Consider the following 19,622-nt stretch of genomic DNA (forward strand, 5'->3'; position numbering starts at 1 on the left):
TTCAACGCCATCTCCGAGAGCCGCCAAGAAAACGAGAATACCAAGCGTTAATTTGGTAAGTTAGCGCCAATGAGAGATACCCCTCACCCAACCGCATGCTGTGATGGGCCGTACATGCCCTCTCCCACAAGGGGAGAGGGCGCTGTATCTGACGGCGCGCTGATGGTTGCTGAGTTGGTAGTTCGTAGGTAGTAGGTAGGGTGGGTCAAGGCGCGCCCCCGCTGCCCGCCTCATGCGCGGATCGATTTCGCGCCGTGCCCACCATGGCCGTCAGTATTCGTGGATGGCCGGTCGGCGCGCGACCGCCCTCGGGCGGCCGCTTTGCTTACCCTACGCAGCTCCACACTCCCTTGTCGTCCCGGCCTTGAGCAGGGACCCGCAACCCCAGGCAGCGGTTTGGGACAGGCTGGTCATTGGCATTTTGCCCATCACCTCTGCTGCGGCGTATCGATCCCGGATCGGTGCCGCGCTTTCGCGCGTCGCGGCCTGTCGGGCACGAGGGCGGCGGGTGGGGGCGGATTCACGGTTCAAACAGCTGAGTTGGGCACAGCGAGCATGTCCGAGGGACATGCCATCGCAATCTCGCGGCACATCATGCCCGAGGCCTGCGATCATTTCGTCCCTCGCAAACGGTGCAGAGGGCGCAGGGAATGCCGGGTGAAGGCCTCACCCATGGCCCGCCTGCGAAAAAAATGCAGGCGGCAGGTACCACAGGTAAAGCCGATTCAACCGGCATTCCCTGCGCGACGGTCTTCACGCTTATACGCAGTCTCCCTGGTGCGCCGGGCTTGTTGGCCACCATCGCCGCGCGGCAGATCGGCGCCGTCGCGGCTTGATACCAGCGTCGGGGTATCAGGACGCTGCGACTTCACGTCCGCGCATTGCCGTTCGTCCGCACGCTGGAAAAGCATGCTGCGGCAACAACGCGGCCATCGCATCCCCACCTCGCGTGTCGTGACGATCGCGCGCTACGCCCCTCTGCGGTGAGGCGGGATGCGCAGAGATAATCATGATTTCAGGTAAAGCGCAATAAGATTCTTTTTTCCAGAATCAATTACGGCGCCCGCAGCAGGCCGGCGACGTCGTTCCGGCGCAGGGTTGAGCGCCGCGGCCGGAGCCTCACAGCGATCGCTGGTTGACCCGCTTCGACAGCGCCTCGGCATTCTCCTTGCGCTCGGAATAGCGGTCGACGAGATACTCCGCCCGGTCGCGCGTCAGCAGCGTGAACTTGACGAGCTCTTCCATCACGTCGACGACGCGATCGTAATAGGGCGACGGCTTCATGCGGTCGGCGTCGTCGAACTCCGCGAAGGCCTTCGGCACCGAGGACTGGTTCGGAATGGTGATGAGGCGCATCCAGCGGCCGAGCACTCGCAGCTGATTGACGGCGTTGAACGACTGCGAGCCGCCGCTGACCTGCATCACGGCCAACGTCTTGCCCTGCGTCGGCCGGACGGCCCCGAGCGACAGTGGGATCCAGTCGATCTGGGTCTTCATCACGCCGGTCATCGCGCCGTGCCGCTCGGGCGAGCACCACACCATGCCTTCGCACCAGGTCACGAGATCGCGCAGCTCGCGGACCTTCGGATGATCCGGCTCGGCGTCGTCGACCAGCGGCAGTCCGCGCGGATCAAAGGTGCGTGTCTCCGCGCCATAGCGCGCGAGGACGCGCGCCGCTTCCTCCGTGAGCAGCCGGCTGAACGAGCGCTGCCGGAGCGATCCGTAGAGCAGCAGGATTCGCGGAGGGTGGGAGGAGAGAGCGGGCTCCAGCAGCTTCGCGCGGTCGATGGGATGGAAGGAGGTTTCGTCCAATTGAGGCATCGTGTCAGACAACGCGGTATCCTCCGGCAAAATGATCGGCGTCGGCCGTCCTCGTTCGAGATCCGCCGGCAGAAGCGCTCGGAACGCCAAGCCGCCCAGAACGCCAAGAGCTCAGAACGCGATGTCCGCGGCGACCGCTTCGATGCCGGCCTTCGCGCAGATGTCGTCGTTGTCGCCTCCGGGCGCGCCGGATACGCCGATCGCTCCGACCTGCTGGCCAGCGGCCTCTATTGGCATGCCGCCGCCGACCATGACAACGCCGGGAACGTTGACGATGGCCCGCTCCGCGGCGTCCGGTCGAGCCAGCCGGGCTGCGAGCGTGCTCGTCGCCTCGCGCCAGCTCGCCGCCGTCCGCGCCTTGCCCGTCGCGGCCTCCAGCGTATGCCAGCCAGCGAAACGGTCGCGCAGGGTGACCAGCGCAAGCCCCGACGGATCGCTCACGGTCACGGCGGCCTGCCAGCCGCGTTTGCGGCACTCGGCGAGCGCCGCCTGTGCCGCCTTGAGCGCCGTGTCCGGCGCGATGATCCGCCGCGTCCATGTGGGCTCGTCGGCGCGCGCAACGACAGCCGGGCCGAGCAGGAGGACGGCTGCGAGCAGCAGACGCAACATCACGTCGACAGCCATTTCGCTATGTCCTCGGCCTTCGGCAGGCCGCCCGCATGAACGACCTTGCCGTCGATCACCACGCCCGGCGTCGAGGCGATGCCGAACCTGGCGATGTCGGCGAAGTCCGTGATCTTTTCCAGCTCGATCTCGATGCCGAGCTTGCTTGCTTCCGCGGAGACCATTGCTGCGGTCTGAACACATCGCTTGCAGCCGGAGCCGAGAATCTTGACGTTCTTCATGGGGCTTGTCCTTTCATCAGAACAGGGCGTTGAAGAGATAGCCGACGGCGACGATGCCGGCGGCGACGACGCCCGCGAAGACGGCGATCAGCCGGAGCGTCAGCACCTTGCGCAGAATGAGCATCTCGGGAAACGAAAGCGCGATGACGCTCATCATGAAGGCGAGCACCGTTCCCAGCGCCGCGCCCTTGCCGAGCAGCGCCTCGACGATCGGAATGATGCCCGCGGCATTGGCGTACATCGGCACGCCGATCAGCACCACGGCCGGCACGGACCACCATTGGTCCTTGCCCATGATCGAGGCGAGCAGGTCGTTCGGGACATAGCCGTGAATGAATGCGCCCGCCGCGATGCCCACGATGATCCAGGCCCAGACGCGGCCGACGATGTCGCGCACCGCCTCGATTCCGGCCCGGATGCGATCGGCCACGTTCTGTGAATCCGGCTGCAGATCCGCCTGTCCGGCGCGCACGTTGCGAACCCATGCCTCGAGCCACCCTTCGAGATGAAGGCGTCCGATGATCCATCCCGCCACGATCGCGACCGCCAGGCCGAAGGCCAGATAGATCGCGGCGATCTTCCAGCCGACCAGTGCGAACAGCAGGCCGAGCGCGACCTCGTTCACCATTGGCGCCGCGATCAGGAACGAGAAGGTCACGCCGAGCGGGACACCAGCGGAGACGAAGCCGACGAACAGCGGCACCGCCGAGCACGAGCAGAAGGGCGTGAATACGCCGAGGATTGCAGCCGCGACATTGCCGAGGCCCTCGCGCCTGCCGGCGAGCAATGCGCGAGTTCGCTCGGCTGAAAAGAAGCTGCGCACAACGCCCATGCCGAACACGACCAGCGTCATCAGCATCAGGACCTTGGGCGCGTCGAACACGAAGAACCGCGCGGCTTCTTCCAGATGGCTGTCGCGGGGCACCGGCAGCGACGACACCAGCCATGCCGAGAACGCTTCCAGCTGCCAGTAGACCGCAAACCACATCGCGACCGCAGCGGCCGTCGCGACGATCCAGATCACAGCCGATGCCGACCCGTCAGGATAGGTTGAAGTTTCGGTTTTCATGCTGCGTTCCTGTTCGGCTCAGCCATGGCCGCCATGACGGTCTCGAGAATGGCGCGCCGGTCAGGCGCCAGGTCGGGGCTCAGCCGATACCGCACCCACTGGGCGTCGCGTCGGTCGATGACAAGACCTGCGGCCTTGAGGGCCGCCATGTGCCGGCTCATGCGCGACGCGCTTGCGCCCAGCTGCCGCATGAGTTCGCAGACGCAATGCTCGCCGCCATCCCACAGGATGCGCAGGGCTGCGAGGCGGGTCGGCTCGGCCAGGGCGGCGAGCAGCGGAACAGGATCGGACATGACGGAGATATATTCGTATTTGCGTATTTGCGCAATAGCGCATATGATATCCTTTGTCTTGGCACGCCGCTGCCGGCGATGACAATTCCCGGACCCGTCGAGGGGATGATGCAAACTGGGCTCAGCGGCTTGCGGGCTGTATGTCTGCGCGCACCGGCGATGCCGGATCAGGCGAGCTGAGTGATGTCAGGCCAATGCACGCGCAGGACGGTCTTTCCGTCAGCCGCGGGAATGCTGGAGGGCTTGGTGTCGACGATGCGGCCGCCAAGCCGCCTATAGAACTGGAGGCCGGCGACATTGGCCTCGAAGACCCAGAGGTGCAATCCAGAGTGTGACGCGCCTGCCGAAAGCAGGCGAGCCGCGCCGCGAAGCAGCCGCTCTCCAAGCCCCGAGCCTCTGGTCTCGGCCGCGACGTGAAGATTGTCGACCAGATGTCCCCACACCGGGTCGGCGTCGCGATAGCAGCAGATGAAGCCGCGCATCAACCCGGCCGGGTCGCGTGCGACGTTGACGAGTTGATCCGCGGCCGGCGTGCCGAGCCGCTGCGTCCAGACCGCGCGCCGGTCGGCGTCGATGGCGCTGCTGAGAAACTCCGGCGCGAGGATGTTGGCATAGGCGTCGCGCCAGTTCGCCGCATGGAGCGCCGCGACGGCCGGCGCGTCTTCGCTGGTCGCGGCGCGGATGATGATGTCACTCAAGAAATCTTCATATCCTGTCTACGCATCACTCACTATCGGAGAGCAGCGCTGCTTCGCTCGCGAGCCAGCTCGTGAAAAACCGGACGCGCGTATCGCTGCTGAGCACGGCCGGCCAGCGCACGACATGCACCTTGCTGGACGGCACGTCCCATTCGGCCGAAACGACGCGCGTCAGGCGGCGCTCGGCCAGTGCGTCATGCACGAGCAGCGATCGTCCCAGCGCCACGCCGGCGCCCTCGATCGCTGCGGCGAGCGCCAGGCTGATCGTATCGACCCGAATGCCGACGGGAGCCTCCGCGCCGAGGCCGAGCCTCTCGAACCATGCGGGCCATGACCATTCAGCGCCGTCGTCGCGGCCGGCGCGCCCCTTGTGAATGATGGGGTAGTTCGCGAGATTGCGGACATCGTGCAAGGCGCGGCCGCGCGGCAACAGGCGCGGCATGGCGACCGGAAAGACGCGCTCTCTGAACAGCAGCCGTTGCGTCGAGCTCGCGCGCGCCGCAGCCTTCGGCAACCACAGCACCTGGAGATCGACATCAGCTGCGCGCGCCTGAGCCTCGCTCTCGGCGACGACGAGTTCGACGCCGACATCGCCGTGTCTGGACAGAAAGCCGGGCAACCGACGCACCAGCCAGTAGTGCGACAAGGCTGCGCTCACGCCGACCTTCAACACCGCGGGCTGCGCGGCGGCGCGGTAGCGCGCGCGCAGCAGCGCCATCTCGTCGAGCAGACCAACGATCTCCGTGAGCAGCGAGGTGCCGGCCGTCGTCGGCGACAGTCCGGTCCCGCTGCGGTGGTTGAACAGCTTGGCGCCGAGATAGGTCTCGAGCTTGCGCAGCCGGTGGCTGACAGCACTCTGCGTTAGCCCGAGCTCCGTCGCTGCCAAGGTCATGCTGCGGTGGCGGGCGGTGGCCTCGAAGGCAACGAGACCGTCGAATGGCGGAAGAGATCGCATCGGCCAAGTATGAACGAGATTCATGCTGACGTGAATGGGTGCGCCGGCCATATCTTTGGCCCGTCCCTCTCCATGACGAAGGCCGCCAAATGCCGACAGCCCGTTCCACGTCATCGTCGGCCGACGTCGCAACGGCGCCGTCCATGTGGCCGGCGCTCGCCCTGAGCCTGGCGGCTTTCCTCACCAATTTCGATGTGACCGCCGTGGTGGTGGCCTTGCCCACCATCGCGGACGAGCTTGGGCTTGGGATCGCCGGCCAGGCCTGGATGATGGACGGCTACAGCCTCGCCTTCACGGCGGCGCTTCTGGTCGCGGGCGCTCTCGCCGACAGCCTGGGCCGTCGCCGAGCGATGCTCGGCGGCAACCTCGTTTTTGCCGCCGCATCGGTCGTGTGCGCGCTGTCGGCCGACGGCCTGACCCTCGGGCTCGCGCGGGTGTTGCAGGGACTGGGCGCGGCTTTCGTGATGACCGGCGGCATTGCGCTGATTGCCGCTCTCTATCCGCAGGCCGCCTTGCGCACGCGCGTGTTGGGGGGGCTCGGCGTCGTCTCGGGCGTTGCGATGGCGGTCGGACCGAGCATCGGTGGCGGCATTTCCGCGTGGATCGGTTGGCGCTGGATCTTCGCCGCCAATCTGCCGGCGTGCCTGCTGGCGGCCTGGAGCATTCCCCGGCTCGTTCCCGAAATGCGCAGTTCGGCGCGGCGTCCGCTCGATTATCTCGGGATGGGTCTTCTTAGCGCGGCGCTCTGCATGCTGATTGCAACCCTGCTGCACGGTCACGGCGGACCGGAACTGATCCTGGGGGTCGTGCTGGCGGCGCTTTTTGGGGCGACCTTCCTCTGGCAGCAGCGGCGCCGCACGCAGCCGATCTTCGATCCAGCGATCTTCCTCAACCGCGCGATGGTTGCCGTCGCGCTGCTGTTGAATGCCGTATCGCTCGGCTACTGGGCCGTGCTGGTCTTCCTGCCGGGTTTTCTCCGTGCGACGTTCGGCTGGACTGCCTCCGAATGCGGGTTTGCGATGCTCGCGGCGACGTTGCCGATGCTGGTCTTGCCGCCGCTCGGTGCAAGACTGGTCGTCCGGTGGGGATGGCGGCGGCACTTCACGGTCGCGCTGGCTATCATCGCCCTGGGCAATCTTGTCTTCGTCGGCGCGCTGGCCATGCCCGATCCGGCGCTCCGGTCGTGGCTCGTGCACATCGCAATGGCCGTGATCGGAAGCGGAGCCGCGCTGGCCCATCCGCAATTGTCGGGGGCCGTGGTTGCGCTGGTGCCGGCCGATCAGGCTGGGATGGCCGCGGCTGTGACGGTCGTCATGCGCCAAGCCGGCTTTGCGATCGGCATCGCGGTGCTCGGCGCGGTGTTGGGGAGATCAGGCGAAGTACCGAACTACGCGTGGGTATTCTGGGTCGCTGCGCCGGTCTGCGCGGCGGCGAGCGCATCGGCACTCCTGCTGCTGCCCTCGGCCACGGTCGCGCCGACCTGCGGGGAGAAGCAGCAGCAAGTTGCCTGATGGCGGAGACGGCCTGTCGATCAGTTGCGAACGCTGCCGACGGTCGCCGGCACGGCGAGAGCGGCGCTGCGACGATGCTGGGTGAGCACAGAGAGCTGGACCGGGGTGGCGGTGCTGTCCGCATTGATCGCAACGGTCTGCTGCGCGGCGGATGCACCGACGACGGAGAGCTGGTGCGGGGTGGCCGGCAGCGCGCCGACTTCGTAGCTCGGCAGCTCGCCGGCAACAGCCGCGCCGCTCAGCAGCGCGAGGGCAAGAAGAGAGCCGGGAATGATGTGCTTGATGGTCATCGGGAGGTCCTTCTGTGACGATGATCGATTGCATCACCTGCAATCGCTTTCGCTTCCTTGGACACTCCCTAGCGTTGTCAGCTTTATATGCGCTGCAGCATGATTTGACAATTCATGGATTGGTGATGCGGTTAAAATGGCAGTTCACGTGCCGCCTTGATGCGGAAGGTGAATGATGTGATTTGCGATCTGAAATGAGATTGGAATGGAGTTGCGTGCGAGTGCGCTGGATTGAAACAAAATCCTGATGATGCGCTGATCGAGAGCCGATGAAGGCAGGGCTTTGGCAACGGCTTTGCTCGGGCGGCGATTCGCCCATGGGCAATGCGACTGCAATCTTCGAGCGTTCGCAAAACCATTGATTAATGGCCTGCCGCGCGGCCGCAGTCTCGTCAGTCCACGAACTGATCGCGCGTGTAGCCCTGGGCATAGAGCAGGGCGGTGAGGTCGCCGTGGTCGATGCGGGCCGAGGCGGCGGCCGAGACCGCGGGCTTGGCGTGATAGGCGACGCCGAGGCCGGCGGCCTCGATCATGCCGAGGTCGTTGGCGCCGTCGCCGACCGCGAGCGTGTCGATCGCGTCGAGATCGAACGCTTCGCGCAGCTCGATCAGGGTGGCGAGCTTGGCGTCGCGGCCGATGATCGGCTCGCGCACCTCGCCGGTGAGCTTGCCGCCGTCGACGACGAGCTCGTTGGCGCGGTTCTCCTGGAAGCCGATCTTGGCCGCGATGGCGCTGGTGAACAGCGTGAAGCCGCCGGAGATCAGGCAGGTATAGGCGCCGTTGGCGCGCATGGTCATCACCAGATGACGGCCGCCCGGCGTCAGCTTGATGCGCTTGGTCAGGACTTCGTCGACGACGCTCACCGGCAGGTCCTTCAGCAATGCAACGCGTTCGCGCAACGCCGGCTCGAATGCGATCTCACCGCGCATGGCGCGCTCGGTGATGGCGGCGACGCGGGGCTTCAGCCCGGCGAAGTCGGCGAGCTCGTCGATACATTCCTGGCCGATCATGGTCGAGTCCATGTCGGCGAGAAAAAGCTTCTTGCGCCGGACCGCTTCCGCCTGCACGACGATGTCGATCGGCATGTCGCCGCGCAGGTCGCGCAGGCGCGCCTCGAGCTTGTGGACCTCGCCGTCATGGGCGAACGGGATGTCGATCGCGACCTCGTCGAACAGCCAGCGCGGCGTGCCCGGCGACGGCAGCACGGCCAGGAAGGCCTCCACGATCGTGGTATCAAGCGCGGGATCGGCGGGATTGCAGATGAAGGTGGCGACGAGAGACATCAGGTGACTTTGCCAGGGATCAACAAAGCGGTGCTTATCGCAGGGCCGACCGCCAGCGGCAAGTCGGCGCTGGCGATGGAACTTGCGCAAAAAGCGGGCGGGGTCGTCATCAATACCGATTCCATGCAGGTCTACGGCGATCTGAGGGTGCTGACGGCAAGGCCGACCTGCGACGAGGAGGCCGCCGTGCCGCACCGGCTCTACGGCCATGTTGATGCCAGCGTGAACTACTCGGCCGGCCATTTTGTCCGGGATGCCGCCGAGATCCTGGGCGAGGTGCAGCGGGCCGGGCGGCTGCCGATCTTCATCGGCGGCACCGGCTTGTATTTCAAGGCGCTGACATCAGGGCTGTCCGCGGTGCCGCCCGTGCCGGATGAGGTGCGCGACGCGGTGCGCCTCAGGCTCGATCGCGACGGCGTCGAGGCCTTGCATGCCGAGCTGGCGCGACGCGATCCGGCGGCGGCCGCGCGGCTGAACGTCCGCGACCGCACCCGCGTGGCCCGCGCGCTGGAGGTGATCGAGGCCACCGGTCGGCCATTGGCCGACTGGCACGCGGAGACGACGCCACCGCTGCTGCCGGCGGGCAGCTATCGGGCGCTGTTCATCGCTCCCGAGCGCGAGGCGCTGTATCAGCGGATCGACGCGCGGTTCGATCTGATGCTGGACCGCGGCGCGTTGCAGGAGGTCGAGCGGCTGGCGGCACGCGGCCTCGATCCGCTGCTGCCGGCGATGAAGGCCCACGGCGTGCCGGCGTTGATGCGCTATATCAGAGGGGAGATCACGCGGGAGCAGGCGGCCACCATCGGCAAGGCCGACACCCGCCATTACGCCAAGCGGCAGTTCACCTGGTTCCGGCACCAGTTGCCGGAGTTCGAGTGGATGAGCCCCGAGGCGGCGCGGGCGTGGGTGGCATCCCTCTGATCGTCATCGCGAGGAGCGCAGCGACGAAGCGATCCCGAGTTGTCGAGTGGGGCCCCTGGATTGCTTCGCTTCGCTCGCAATGACGGCGTGATGGCCAAATTACCGCTCGCCGAACGGAAAATTCCGCGTTAACATCCATAAATCGCGCAGCAGAGCCGGCTTTGCCTTGACATCGAGGCAACCATAGCTATGTTTCGCGCAACCTTTGGGAAGCTTGCTCGGCATCATGCGCAACTTTATTGCCCTCCTTATCGTAGTCGTACCCAGGCGCATCGCCGGGGATGGCTAGCGGCCATCCATGATCCGAGCGGTGCGCAGGGCCTTCCAGGGCCCTTTTTTATTGCCCGAAGCGACCCGACCACGCTGAACCAACAGAAAACCAGCCGACCGAACCGACCGACCAAAACGACAAGCCGCTGAGACCCAGCGATCCGGAGCCCACCATGACCGACAAGAGCCACGATCCGAACGAGATGACCGGCGCCGCGATGATCGTGCGCGCGCTCATCGACCACGGCGTGCAGCACATCTTCGGCTATCCGGGCGGCGCGGTGCTTCCGATCTATGACGAGATCTTCCAGCAGAGCGAGGTCGAGCACATCCTGGTCCGCCACGAGCAGGGCGCCGGCCACGCCGCCGAAGGCTATGCGCGCTCGACCGGCAAGCCGGGCGTCGTGCTGGTGACCTCGGGCCCCGGCGCGACCAACATGGTGACGCCGCTGGCGGACGCACTGATGGATTCGATTCCCCTGGTCTGCATCACCGGCCAGGTGCCGACGCACCTGATCGGCAACGATGCGTTCCAGGAATGCGACACGGTCGGCATCACCCGGCCCTGCACCAAGCACAATTGGCTGGTCCGCGATGTCAACGACCTCGCCAAGGTGCTGCACGAGGCGTTCTACGTCGCCACCACGGGCCGGCCGGGGCCGGTCGTGGTCGACGTGCCGAAGGACGTGCAGTTTGCGACCGGCACCTATCATCCGCCACGCAAGTCCGACGTCCACATCTCCTATTCGCCGCGCGTGAAGGGCGACGCGATGCAGATCCGCAAGGCGGTGGCGCTGCTGGCCTCGGCCAAGCGGCCGGTGATCTATTCCGGCGGCGGCGTTGTCAATTCGGGCCCGGAGGCCTCCAAGCTGTTGCGCGAGCTGGTCGAGGTCACGGGCTTCCCGATCACCTCGACGCTGATGGGGCTCGGCGCCTATCCGGCGTCGGGCACCAATTGGCTCGGCATGCTCGGCATGCACGGCACCTACGAGGCCAACATGGCGATGCATGATTGCGACGTCATGCTGTGCGTCGGCGCGCGCTTCGATGACCGCATCACCGGGCGCACCGATGCGTTCTCGCCCGGCTCGAAGAAGATCCACATCGACATCGATCCGTCCTCGATCAACAAGAACATCCGCGTCGACGTGCCGATCATCGGCGATTGCGGCGACGTGCTCGCCGACATCCTGCAGGTGTTCAGGGCCGAGGCGAAGAAGCCCGACATCAAGTCGTGGTGGCAGGAGATCGCCGTCTGGCGCGCGCGCAACTCGCTGGCCTACAAGCCGAACCGCGACGTCATCATGCCGCAATATGCGATCCAGCGGCTGTTCGAGCTGACGCGCGGCCGCGACACCTACATCACGACCGAGGTCGGCCAGCACCAGATGTGGGCGGCGCAGTTCTACGGCTTCGAGGAGCCGCACCGCTGGATGACCTCGGGCGGTCTCGGCACCATGGGCTACGGCCTGCCGGCGGCGATCGGCGTGCAGGTCGCCCATCCCGACAGCCTGGTCATCGACATCGGCGGCGACGCCTCGGTGCAGATGACGATGCAGGAGATGTCGACGGCCGTGCAGTACGAGCTGCCGGTCAAGATCTTCATCCTCAACAACCAGTACATGGGCATGGTGCGGCAGTGGCAGCAGCTGCTGCACGGCAACCGCCTGTCGCATTCCTATTCGGAGGCGCTGCCGGATTTCGTCAAGCTCGCCGAGGCCTATGGCGGCGTCGGGCTCCAGGTCTCCAAGCCCGGCGACCTCGATGGCGCGATCAAGGAGATGATCTCGGTCAAGAAGCCGGTGCTGTTCGACTGCCGCGTCGCGGCGCTGGAGAACTGCTTCCCGATGATCCCGTCGGGCAAGGCGCATAACGAGATGATCCTGCCGGCGGAAGCGTCAGATCCGGCGGCGGCGTTCGCCGGCGGCAAGGCGCTGGTGTGACCATGTTCAGCCTCGCCGAGCTCGAGCAGGCCCATGCGATCGTCGCCGCCGCGGTGCCGGCGACACCCGCGCATGCGTGGCCGTTGCTGGCGCAGCGGCTGGGGACACATGTCGTCGTCAAGCACGAGAACCACACCCCGGCCGGCGCCTTCAAGGTGCGCGGCGGGCTGGTCTATGTCGACAACCTCAAACGCACGCGGCCGGACGTGCGCGGCCTGATCACCGCGACGCGCGGCAATCATGGGCAGAGCGTCGCGTTTGCCGGCCGTCGCAACGGCCTGCCGGTGACGATCTACGTGCCCAGGGGCAACTCGGTCGAGAAGAACCGCGCGATGGCGGCGTTCGGCGCCGAGCTGATCGAGCATGGCAGCGACTTCCAGGAATCGCGCGAGGAGGCGGGCCGCCACGCCGCGCGCGACGGCCTGCACATGGTGCCGTCGTTCCATGCGGACATCGTGCGCGGCGTCGCGACCTACGCGCTGGAGCTGTTGCGCAGCGCGCCCGATCTCGATGTGCTGTACGTCTCGATCGGGCAGGGCTCCGGCATCTGCGGCTGCATCCTGGCGCGCGATCTCTTGGGCTTGAAGACCGAGATCGTCGGCGTGCAGTCGACTGGCGCGCCGTCCTATGCGCTGTCGTTCGCGGCGCGGACCGTCGTGACGACCAACAGCGCCGACACCCATGCCGATGGCCTCGCGACGCGCAGCCCGGATGCGGATGCCCTCGCGATCATCCTCAAGGGCGCCTCACGCATCGTGCAGGTCAGCGACGCCGAGATTGCCGAGGCCATCCGTATCTTCTGGACCGACACTCACAATGTTGCCGAGGGCGCCGGGGCGGCGTCGCTCGCCGCCGCCTTGCAGGAGAAGCACAAGCTGGCCGGCAAGCGTGTCGGCTTGGTGCTGACCGGCGGCAACATCGATCTCGACCTGTTCAGGCGCTGGGTGATGCCGGCGGCCGCTCATGCCGAAGCCGGAGTTGCATGATGCGCACTCCGCTCACCACACACACCGCCGTCATGCCCGGGCTCGACCCGGGCATCCACGAACCGCGCGCTCGACGCTCGACGTGGATGGCCGGGACAAGCCCGGCCATGACGACTTGGCCAACACGGGGACACCAATGAACCAGCCAGCCTCCGCCTATTTCATCGAAGACCGCCACGATCCGAACGAAACGCACACGCTTGCCGTGCTGGTGCAGAACGAGCCCGGCGTGCTGGCGCGGGTCATCGGCCTGTTCTCGGGGCGCGGCTACAACATCGAGAGCCTCACCGTCTCCGAGACCGAGAGCCAGAAGCACCTGTCGCGCATCACCATCGTCACGACCGGCACGCCGATGGTGATCCAGCAGATCAAGCATCAGCTCGACCGCATGATCCCGGTCTATCGCGTCGTCGACATGACGCTGACGAAACGCGCGATCGAGCGCGAGCTGGCGATGGTCAAGGTGCGCGGCATCGGCGAGCCGCGCGTCGAGGCGCTGCGGCTGGCGGATGCGTTCCGCGCCCGCGTGATCGACGCCACGACCGAGAGCTTCGTGTTCGAGATCACAGGCAACACCGACAAGATCACGCAATTCATCGATCTGATGCGTCCGCTGGGCCTGGTGGAAGTCGCCAGGACCGGCATTGCGGCGATCGGGCGGGGACCGGAAGGGATGTGAGCCATGCTGGCGCGCGACTGGTACTACAACGAACGCAACCGGATCGGTCTCGATCATGCCGTGGCCTCGATCTACGGTTCGGGCGACGATGCCGACGAGCGTGCGCGCGCCGCGTTGAAGATGCTCGGTGTCAAGCCGGGCTGGCGGGTGGCCGACATCGGCTGCGGCAATGGCGTGCTGGCGACGGAAGCGGCGCTGATGGGGGCCGTGGTGGACGCCATCGACATCTCGCCGGCGATGCTGGCGCTGACCAAGATCTACACCCGCGACCGCCGTACCGCGGTGCGGATGCATTCGGCGGGGCTGCTGTCGTTCGCCTATGAGCCTGCCACCTATGACCTGATCGCCAGCGAGTTCACGCTGCACCACCTGCCGGATTTCTGGAAGGCGGTGGCGCTGGCACGGATCTTCGCGGCGCTGAAGCCGGGCGCGCAGTTCTTCCTGCGCGACATCGTCTATGTCTCCATGCCCGACGGCGCGGAGCGCTCGGTTGAGCAATGGGCGGATTTCAACATCAAGAACCACGACCTCGCCCGCGACAGCGTCATCACCCACATGCGCGACGAGAACTCCACCTTCGCCTGGGTGATGGAGCGCATGCTGACCGAGGTCGGCTTCGTCACGGTGTCCGCCGACTATCACGCCCCGATGCACGCGACCTACGTGCTGCAGAAGCCGGCGGGGCAGGGCTAGCTATGAGCGGCAGATTGGTGAGTCTCACTTTCGCGCAGGCGACGGTGCGCTCCCTCTCCCCGTTCTTACGGGGAGAGGGTCGGGGTGAGGGGCAGCCGCACGGGGAGCGTTCGCCGTTAGACCTGTACCCCCTCACCCGGATTGCATCTGGCGATGCAATCCGACCTCTCCCCGCAAGCGGGGCGAGGTTGCACTGCCCGCGCCGCGACAGGCGCGGCCGCCATGCGCAGGTGACCGCAAGTCAGTGCTTGCTTGCGGCGAGAACGTCCTGATGTCCCAGCAGCTCCTCATCGCCTTCGTCACCTTTGCCTTCGTCATGGCGTTCACGCCGGGGCCGAACAACATCATGCTGCTGTCGTCGGGCGTGACCCATGGCTTCCGCCGCACGGTGCCGCACATGATGGGCGTCAGCTTCGGCTTCGCCTTCATGGTCGGCGCGGTCGGCTTCGGGCTGGCCACGGTGTTCATCCGCTACCCGGTCCTGCAAGACGTTCTGAAATATCTAGGCGCGGCCTATCTGATCTACCTCGCGGTTGCGATCGCCTTGTCCGGATCGACCAAGCCTGAGGACACCACGCCGCGCGGCCCGATGTCGTTCTGGGGCGCGGCGCTGTTCCAGTGGGTCAACGCCAAGGGCTGGGTGATGGTGATCAGCACCATCACCGCCTATGCCGCGATTGCCAGCTTTCCGGCCAATGTCGGGCTGCAGGTCGCGATCAGCTTCGTGATGGCGATCGGCTCGACCGTCACCTGGACCCTGTTCGGCACCGCGCTGCGGCCGCTGCTGAGCTCCGACCGTGCGGTCCGCGCCTTCAACATCCTGATGGCCGCGCTGCTGCTCGCCTCGCTCTATCCCGTCTTCATGGACGCATGAAGGACGCCGCCGCCATGCGAGATCGGGGTTTCCAACGGGACCCAAAATGCTCTAGACACGGGCCGGATTTCGTCCGGGCGCAGCCGCCCGTGCCTCACCCAAGCGTCTGACTTTTCAGCCAATTCCGGCCATCTCAAAGAGGAAACGACAATGCGTGTCTACTACGATCGCGACGCCGATCTGAACCTGATCAAGGGCAAGAAGGTCGTCATCGTCGGCTATGGCAGCCAGGGCCACGCCCACGCGCTCAACCTGAAGGATTCCGGCGTCAAGGACGTCGCGATCGCGCTGCGCAAGGGCTCGGCCTCGGCCAAGAAGGCCGAAGGCGCCGGCTTCAAGGTGATGGAAGTCGCCGAGGCCGCGAAGTGGGCCGACCTCGTGATGATGCTGACCCCGGACGAGCTGCAGGGCGACATCTACCGCGAGCACCTGCACGACAACATGAAGCAGGGCGCCGCACTGGTGTTCGCCCACGGCCTGAACGTCCACTTCAACCTGCTCGACCCGCGCGCCGATCTCGACGTGCTGATGATCGCGCCGAAAGGCCCCGGCCACACCGTCCGCTCCGAGTACCAGCGCGGCGGCGGCGTGCCCTGCCTGATCGCGATCGCCAAGGATTCCTCGGGCAACGCCCATGACCTCGGCCTGTCCTACGCCTCGGCGATCGGCGGCGGCCGCGCCGGCATCATCGAGACCACCTTCAAGGAAGAGTGCGAGACCGACCTGTTCGGCGAGCAGGCGGTGCTGTGCGGCGGCCTGGTCGAACTGATCAAGGCCGGCTACGAGACGCTGACCGAGGCCGGCTACGCGCCGGAGATGGCCTATTTCGAGTGCCTCCACGAGGTCAAGCTGATCGTCGACCTGATCTATGAAGGCGGGATCGCCAACATGAACTACTCGATCTCCAACACCGCCGAGTACGGCGAGTACGTCACCGGCCCGCGCATCATCACGCCGGAGACCAAGGCCGAGATGAAGCGCGTGCTCGACGACATCCAGTCCGGCCGCTTCGCGCGCGACTGGATGCTGGAGAACAAGGTCAACCAGACCTCGTTCAAGGCGACCCGCGCCAAGCTTGCCCAGCACCCGATCGAGGAAGTCGGTGCCCGCCTGCGCGACATGATGCCCTGGATCAAGAAGGGCGCGCTGGTCGACAAGAGCAAGAACTGAGCTTGCGACGACGATCGGATATGAGAACGGCGGGCCGAGGCCCGCCGTTTTTGTTTGGTGGCTAGGAGATGGTCGCCGGTCAGGAGGCCGCGCGGCGCGAGACCAGTGGGGTCAGCAGGCGGACGATCTCACTGACCGCGACGAGGCCGACCAGCCAGGCGGCGCTGGTCAGGCCGAGGCGGGCGACGATCGGGAGCGCGAAGCTTGCGGCCCCGCCGAGTGCGGGCGTGGCGGCCAGCAGCACCAGCTCATAGGCGGCGTAGGCACTGAGGAGCGCGACGGCAAACGCGGCCGGCGCTGGTGCCGTGCGCAAGGCCGCCAGCGCCATGCGGGCTATGACGGTGGCGCTGAGCGCCGCGACGCCGATCATGGCGCCCCAGGCCAGCGTGTTGGCATCGACCGGATAGTGCAGCGCGCCGAAGCCGACGCCCTGGTTGACCAGCCAGGCGCCGAGCATCACCGGCAGCGCCATGCGCAGCGGCAGCATGGCGGCGGCGATCACGGCGAAGGCCGCAAACGGCGTCGCGCAGGCGAACACGAAGCTCGCCAGCGCGCAGGCCGCTGTCAGCAGCGCGAAGCAGAACGCAGCGGCATGCCGTTGCGGAACGGGCGCGAGGCGAGCCCCGGAACCAGATCGGGCGAGAACGTCGAGAGTCATGGAACATCTCCTTCTATTGCGATTGTAGTCCATTTCGGCAGCTTCTGTCAGCCGCCGGGAGGTTGGTCGGCAGCGTCACTGCACACCGGAGCTCGCCACCCGGAGGCCGCCGAACACGCCGAAGCCCGGCGCGAGGAATCCGGTCGGGTTCTGGTAGTGACGGTTGAACAGGTTATCGATCCGGCCGAACAGCTTGACCTGGTTGGACAGCGCGTAGTCGCTGCGCAGGTTGACGACCGTATAGCCGGGCGCGACCAGGCCGGTGGTCATGCCGTCGCGGCTGACATCGAGCCAGTCGCTGATCCTCAGCACGGTGGCCGACAGGCGCAGCGCATCGATCGGCTGCCAGGTCGCGGTGGCGCTCCATTTTTCCTTCGGCCGCCGCAATAGCTGCTGGCCGGTGGCCGCATCGACCGCGCGGGTGAAGGTGTAGTCTGCACGCAGCGAGATCCGGTCGGTGAGATCAGCCGTCACGAAGCTCTCGGTGCCTTCGGTGGTCGCGAGGCCGACATTGGCGTAGGAGGTGAAGGTCGCGTTGAAATTGATCAGGTTGGTGATGCTGTTGTGGAAGTAGGTCGCGCCGAAGCGGATGCGATCCGAAAACAGCGGCTGTTCGAAGCCGGCGTCGTAGCCGGTGCTCTGCTCCGGCTTCAGGTTGGGATTGGCGAAGAAGTTGAAGGCCGGAAAATCCTGGTGCAGCTGGCTCAAGGTCGGCGCCTTGAAGCCGGTGCCGTAGCTCGCCTTCAGCTTGGTCTCCGTCACCGGCAGGATCACCGCCGGCGCGATCCGGTAGGTGCCATGGCCGCCGAATTGGTCGTTGACGTCGTTGCGCAGGCTCGCCACCACGAACCAGCGTTTGGCGAACTCCGTCTGCAGCTCGATGAAGCCGGCCTTGTTGCCGTTCTCGGCGGAAAGATCAGTTGTTTTCAGCCGCTCGGTCTGCCGCTCGAGGCCGACGACGAGATTGTTGTGCGGCGCCAGTTCGGTCACCGCGTGCCAGTCATATTTGATGCGCTCGCCGGTCGCGATCGCGTCCACGGGATTGCCGGCCGTCAGATCGGACGACCAGTTGTTCACGTAGTTGACGCCGAAATAGTTCCTGACGCGGCCGCCGAGCAGCGACCACACGGCTTCCTCGCGCGTCGCCAGCTGGTGGACGGTGTGGTTGCTCCTGATAGCATCGGGAACGCTCGGAAAGCCGCTGTCGCCCGTGAACAGCAGCGTGGCGTCGGTGTATCGAATCACCGAGTTCAACGTCCAGGCCTCGTTGAGATCGAAGCCGATCTTGGACGAGGCGGTCACGTTGTCGTAGACGTTGCCGATCGCCTTCTGCCCCGCCGGGAGCAGCTGCCACGGCGTCACCGGCACGTCGCCGGCGTGCAGATGCGCGACATTGACCGCGTAGTTGACATTACTTTGTGAGCCGCTGACGCCGGCCGACTGGTTGAAGGTCTTGAACGACCCGCTCTCGACCGAGGCGGTCGCCCGCGCCGGGCCGTCGCCCTTGCGCGTGATCACCGAGATCACGCCGCCGATCGCATCGGAGCCGTACAGCCCGCTCTGCGGCCCGCGCAGCACCTCGAGCTGCTGGATGTCGGCGGCGAGCAGATGCGCGAAATCGAACGCACCGTTGCTGTTGGTGACGTCGCCGACGTCGATGCCGTCGATGATGAGCTTGGTGTGGTTGGCATTGGTGCCGCGCATGAAGACGTTGGTCTGGCCGCCCGGGCCGCCGGCCTGCACGACGTTCAATCCGGGGACGGTGCTCAGGATGTCCGGCACCGTGCGGGCCTGCTGCGCGGCGATGTCCTTGTCGGTCACCACCGTGATCGCATTCGCGACGTTGGCGACCGGCGTCACGATGCCGGCCGGGCTGACCGCGACGGGCGGGCTGGCCGGCGATTCCGGCTTTGCCGCCGGCATCTGTTGATGCGCGGCGTTGCCGGCTCTGCGGGGGATGGCCGGTTTCGGAGCGATCGGCCGGTGCGGCGGGTCGACCTCGACCGGCGGCAGCAGATCGGGCGAGGCGGATTGCTGCGCCGTTGCGGGGGAGGGACCGAGCAGCGCGAACGACGAGAGGAGGCAGAACGACGACAGAAGGGCGCGACGGCGCCTGGCATGGGGAACGGGAGACACGAGTGACCTCGGCATGACGTCAGTGGCACGTCACCGCGAACGAGGTCTCATGCACGCCTTTGCAGGCCTGCCTGAAAACGATGCCAATAACGCCCCGACCGGCATCCTCGCGTGTGACCACGGCTGACGGCAGGTCTCCTGGCTCGCGGGTCGTCACCTCCACGTCGCCTTCCCGGGACCGAGATTTCCCAGTGGCCTCTGACGCGAGATTCGCCGCTTACAGTTGCGGGGGCAGCTGCGGCCTTCGGTCACGTCCCTTGCGAGACGCATCCGGCACCGCATTCCCTATTGAGCCCCGGTCGAGGGGCACCGTCGCCGTCACCGTAGGAGTGCGGGCGCACCAAAGTCAATCCGGCGCCCGGTGATCTCCTGGCGATAACGCGCTGGAGTGGATTGCGTGTGGCGAACTCTCTCGGCCGCCGCGTTCGGCGTGAGATACCCGGCGCCCGCGACGCCCCACAGCTGTCGTTCGCAGGGACGACAGCGGGATGTGAGGCGCGAATCAATTCCGGCGCGAATCGCTTGCG

General features: G+C 66.3%; 19 protein-coding genes and 1 riboswitch. Of the genes, 8 read left to right on the top strand and 11 right to left on the bottom strand.

The features are described 5' to 3' along the window. Positions 1–1,119: 1,119 nt before the first annotated feature. From arsH to QX128_RS32320, 7 genes are all read right to left on the bottom strand, one after another. Positions 1,120–1,821 carry an arsenical resistance protein ArsH gene (arsH, locus tag QX128_RS32290; protein ID WP_316239608.1) on the bottom strand — a complete coding sequence of 234 codons (702 nt, stop codon included), beginning with the start codon at positions 1,819–1,821 and terminating at the stop codon, positions 1,120–1,122. A 111-nt stretch (positions 1,822–1,932) separates the two neighbouring features. Then, positions 1,933–2,445: a heme-binding protein gene (locus tag QX128_RS32295; RefSeq protein WP_316239569.1), complete on the bottom strand. Its 513-nt coding sequence runs from the start codon at positions 2,443–2,445 to the stop codon at positions 1,933–1,935. Further along, complete coding sequence (locus QX128_RS32300) at positions 2,430–2,666, bottom strand: thioredoxin family protein (protein WP_316239570.1); 237 nt, start codon at positions 2,664–2,666, stop codon at positions 2,430–2,432. The genes QX128_RS32295 and QX128_RS32300 overlap by 16 nt, the downstream gene beginning before the upstream one ends. Before the next feature lie 16 nt (positions 2,667–2,682). Further along, complete coding sequence (locus QX128_RS32305) at positions 2,683–3,735, bottom strand: permease (RefSeq protein WP_316239571.1); 1,053 nt, start codon at positions 3,733–3,735, stop codon at positions 2,683–2,685. Further along, positions 3,732–4,028, bottom strand: a complete 297-nt coding sequence (locus QX128_RS32310; protein ID WP_316239572.1) for a metalloregulator ArsR/SmtB family transcription factor — start codon at positions 4,026–4,028, stop codon at positions 3,732–3,734. Before QX128_RS32310 ends, QX128_RS32305 begins: the two co-directional genes overlap by 4 nt. A gap of 167 nt (positions 4,029–4,195) precedes the next feature. Beyond that, complete coding sequence (locus QX128_RS32315; protein ID WP_316239573.1) at positions 4,196–4,726, bottom strand: GNAT family N-acetyltransferase; 531 nt, start codon at positions 4,724–4,726, stop codon at positions 4,196–4,198. 25 nt (positions 4,727–4,751) lie between these two features. Then, positions 4,752–5,681 (bottom strand): LysR substrate-binding domain-containing protein, encoded by a 930-nt coding sequence (locus tag QX128_RS32320; RefSeq protein WP_316239574.1) that lies wholly within the window; start codon positions 5,679–5,681, stop codon positions 4,752–4,754. A 143-nt stretch (positions 5,682–5,824) separates the two neighbouring features. Here QX128_RS32320 and QX128_RS32325 point away from each other — a divergent pair, with 143 nt between their 5' ends. After that, positions 5,825–7,192: an MFS transporter gene (locus tag QX128_RS32325; protein ID WP_316239575.1), complete on the top strand. Its 1,368-nt coding sequence runs from the start codon at positions 5,825–5,827 to the stop codon at positions 7,190–7,192. A gap of 20 nt (positions 7,193–7,212) precedes the next feature. On the opposite strand, the gene QX128_RS32330 is transcribed toward QX128_RS32325, so the two are convergent. Together QX128_RS32330 and serB are read right to left on the bottom strand one after the other, a co-directional pair. Further along, positions 7,213–7,482, bottom strand: coding sequence for a hypothetical protein (locus QX128_RS32330; RefSeq protein ID WP_316217063.1), 270 nt, complete (start codon positions 7,480–7,482; stop codon positions 7,213–7,215). 392 nt (positions 7,483–7,874) lie between these two features. Next, positions 7,875–8,765, bottom strand: coding sequence for a phosphoserine phosphatase SerB (serB, locus tag QX128_RS32335; protein WP_316239576.1), 891 nt, complete (start codon positions 8,763–8,765; stop codon positions 7,875–7,877). Positions 8,766–8,768: 3 nt separating this feature from the next. On the opposite strand from serB, the gene miaA reads away from it, so the two are divergent. From miaA to ilvC, 7 genes are all read left to right on the top strand, one after another. Beyond that, positions 8,769–9,686, top strand: coding sequence for a tRNA (adenosine(37)-N6)-dimethylallyltransferase MiaA (gene miaA, locus QX128_RS32340; RefSeq protein WP_316239577.1), 918 nt, complete (start codon positions 8,769–8,771; stop codon positions 9,684–9,686). Between the two features lie 443 nt (positions 9,687–10,129). After that, a complete protein-coding gene (locus tag QX128_RS32345; RefSeq protein WP_316239578.1) occupies positions 10,130–11,899 on the top strand; it encodes an acetolactate synthase 3 large subunit in 1,770 nt (589 codons plus the stop codon). 2 nt (positions 11,900–11,901) lie between these two features. After that, positions 11,902–12,885 (top strand): threonine dehydratase, encoded by a 984-nt coding sequence (locus tag QX128_RS32350; RefSeq protein WP_316239609.1) that lies wholly within the window; start codon positions 11,902–11,904, stop codon positions 12,883–12,885. Positions 12,886–13,021: 136 nt separating this feature from the next. Beyond that, entirely contained in the window at positions 13,022–13,564 is a 543-nt protein-coding gene (gene ilvN / locus QX128_RS32355; RefSeq protein ID WP_315805569.1) for an acetolactate synthase small subunit, read from the top strand. 3 nt (positions 13,565–13,567) lie between these two features. Continuing rightward, entirely contained in the window at positions 13,568–14,257 is a 690-nt protein-coding gene (locus QX128_RS32360; RefSeq protein ID WP_315805570.1) for a class I SAM-dependent methyltransferase, read from the top strand. Between the two features lie 271 nt (positions 14,258–14,528). Further along, the gene (locus QX128_RS32365; RefSeq protein WP_316183563.1) at positions 14,529–15,131 is read left to right on the top strand and encodes a LysE family translocator; all 603 of its coding nucleotides are present in this window, start codon (positions 14,529–14,531) and stop codon (positions 15,129–15,131) included. A gap of 150 nt (positions 15,132–15,281) precedes the next feature. Then, a complete protein-coding gene (gene ilvC, locus QX128_RS32370) occupies positions 15,282–16,301 on the top strand; it encodes a ketol-acid reductoisomerase (protein ID WP_315713342.1) in 1,020 nt (339 codons plus the stop codon). Positions 16,302–16,380: 79 nt separating this feature from the next. Here the strand turns inward: ilvC and QX128_RS32375 are convergent, their stop codons facing one another. Both QX128_RS32375 and QX128_RS32380 read right to left on the bottom strand, forming a co-directional pair. Continuing rightward, complete coding sequence (locus tag QX128_RS32375) at positions 16,381–16,959, bottom strand: hypothetical protein (protein ID WP_316239579.1); 579 nt, start codon at positions 16,957–16,959, stop codon at positions 16,381–16,383. A gap of 75 nt (positions 16,960–17,034) precedes the next feature. Then, positions 17,035–19,095, bottom strand: a complete 2,061-nt coding sequence (locus tag QX128_RS32380) for a TonB-dependent receptor domain-containing protein (protein ID WP_316239580.1) — start codon at positions 19,093–19,095, stop codon at positions 17,035–17,037. Positions 19,096–19,205: 110 nt separating this feature from the next. Further along, a riboswitch (cobalamin riboswitch) is annotated at positions 19,206–19,424 on the bottom strand. Between the last annotated feature and the right edge of the window lie 198 nt (positions 19,425–19,622).

Source organism: Bradyrhizobium sp. SZCCHNR1015 (assembly GCF_032489875.1).
Classification (GTDB): domain Bacteria; phylum Pseudomonadota; class Alphaproteobacteria; order Rhizobiales; family Xanthobacteraceae; genus Bradyrhizobium.

Bases quoted from the DNA above. Each gene is read 5' to 3' on its own strand.
- arsH (WP_316239608.1), bottom strand. From the start codon at position 1,821: ATGCCTCAATTGGACGAAACCTCCTTCCATCCCATCGACCGCGCGAAG.
- QX128_RS32305 (WP_316239571.1), bottom strand. From the start codon at position 3,735: ATGAAAACCGAAACTTCAACCTATCCTGACGGGTCGGCATCGGCTGTG.
- serB (WP_316239576.1), bottom strand. From the start codon at position 8,765: ATGTCTCTCGTCGCCACCTTCATCTGCAATCCCGCCGATCCCGCGCTT.
- QX128_RS32310 (WP_316239572.1), bottom strand. From the start codon at position 4,028: ATGTCCGATCCTGTTCCGCTGCTCGCCGCCCTGGCCGAGCCGACCCGC.
- QX128_RS32300 (WP_316239570.1), bottom strand. From the start codon at position 2,666: ATGAAGAACGTCAAGATTCTCGGCTCCGGCTGCAAGCGATGTGTTCAG.
- ilvC (WP_315713342.1), top strand. From the start codon at position 15,282: ATGCGTGTCTACTACGATCGCGACGCCGATCTGAACCTGATCAAGGGC.
- ilvN (WP_315805569.1), top strand. From the start codon at position 13,022: ATGAACCAGCCAGCCTCCGCCTATTTCATCGAAGACCGCCACGATCCG.
- QX128_RS32360 (WP_315805570.1), top strand. From the start codon at position 13,568: ATGCTGGCGCGCGACTGGTACTACAACGAACGCAACCGGATCGGTCTC.
- QX128_RS32295 (WP_316239569.1), bottom strand. From the start codon at position 2,445: ATGGCTGTCGACGTGATGTTGCGTCTGCTGCTCGCAGCCGTCCTCCTG.
- QX128_RS32320 (WP_316239574.1), bottom strand. From the start codon at position 5,681: ATGCGATCTCTTCCGCCATTCGACGGTCTCGTTGCCTTCGAGGCCACC.
- QX128_RS32350 (WP_316239609.1), top strand. From the start codon at position 11,902: ATGTTCAGCCTCGCCGAGCTCGAGCAGGCCCATGCGATCGTCGCCGCC.
- QX128_RS32365 (WP_316183563.1), top strand. From the start codon at position 14,529: ATGTCCCAGCAGCTCCTCATCGCCTTCGTCACCTTTGCCTTCGTCATG.
- QX128_RS32325 (WP_316239575.1), top strand. From the start codon at position 5,825: ATGTGGCCGGCGCTCGCCCTGAGCCTGGCGGCTTTCCTCACCAATTTC.
- QX128_RS32375 (WP_316239579.1), bottom strand. From the start codon at position 16,959: ATGACTCTCGACGTTCTCGCCCGATCTGGTTCCGGGGCTCGCCTCGCG.
- QX128_RS32330 (WP_316217063.1), bottom strand. From the start codon at position 7,482: ATGACCATCAAGCACATCATTCCCGGCTCTCTTCTTGCCCTCGCGCTG.
- QX128_RS32345 (WP_316239578.1), top strand. From the start codon at position 10,130: ATGACCGACAAGAGCCACGATCCGAACGAGATGACCGGCGCCGCGATG.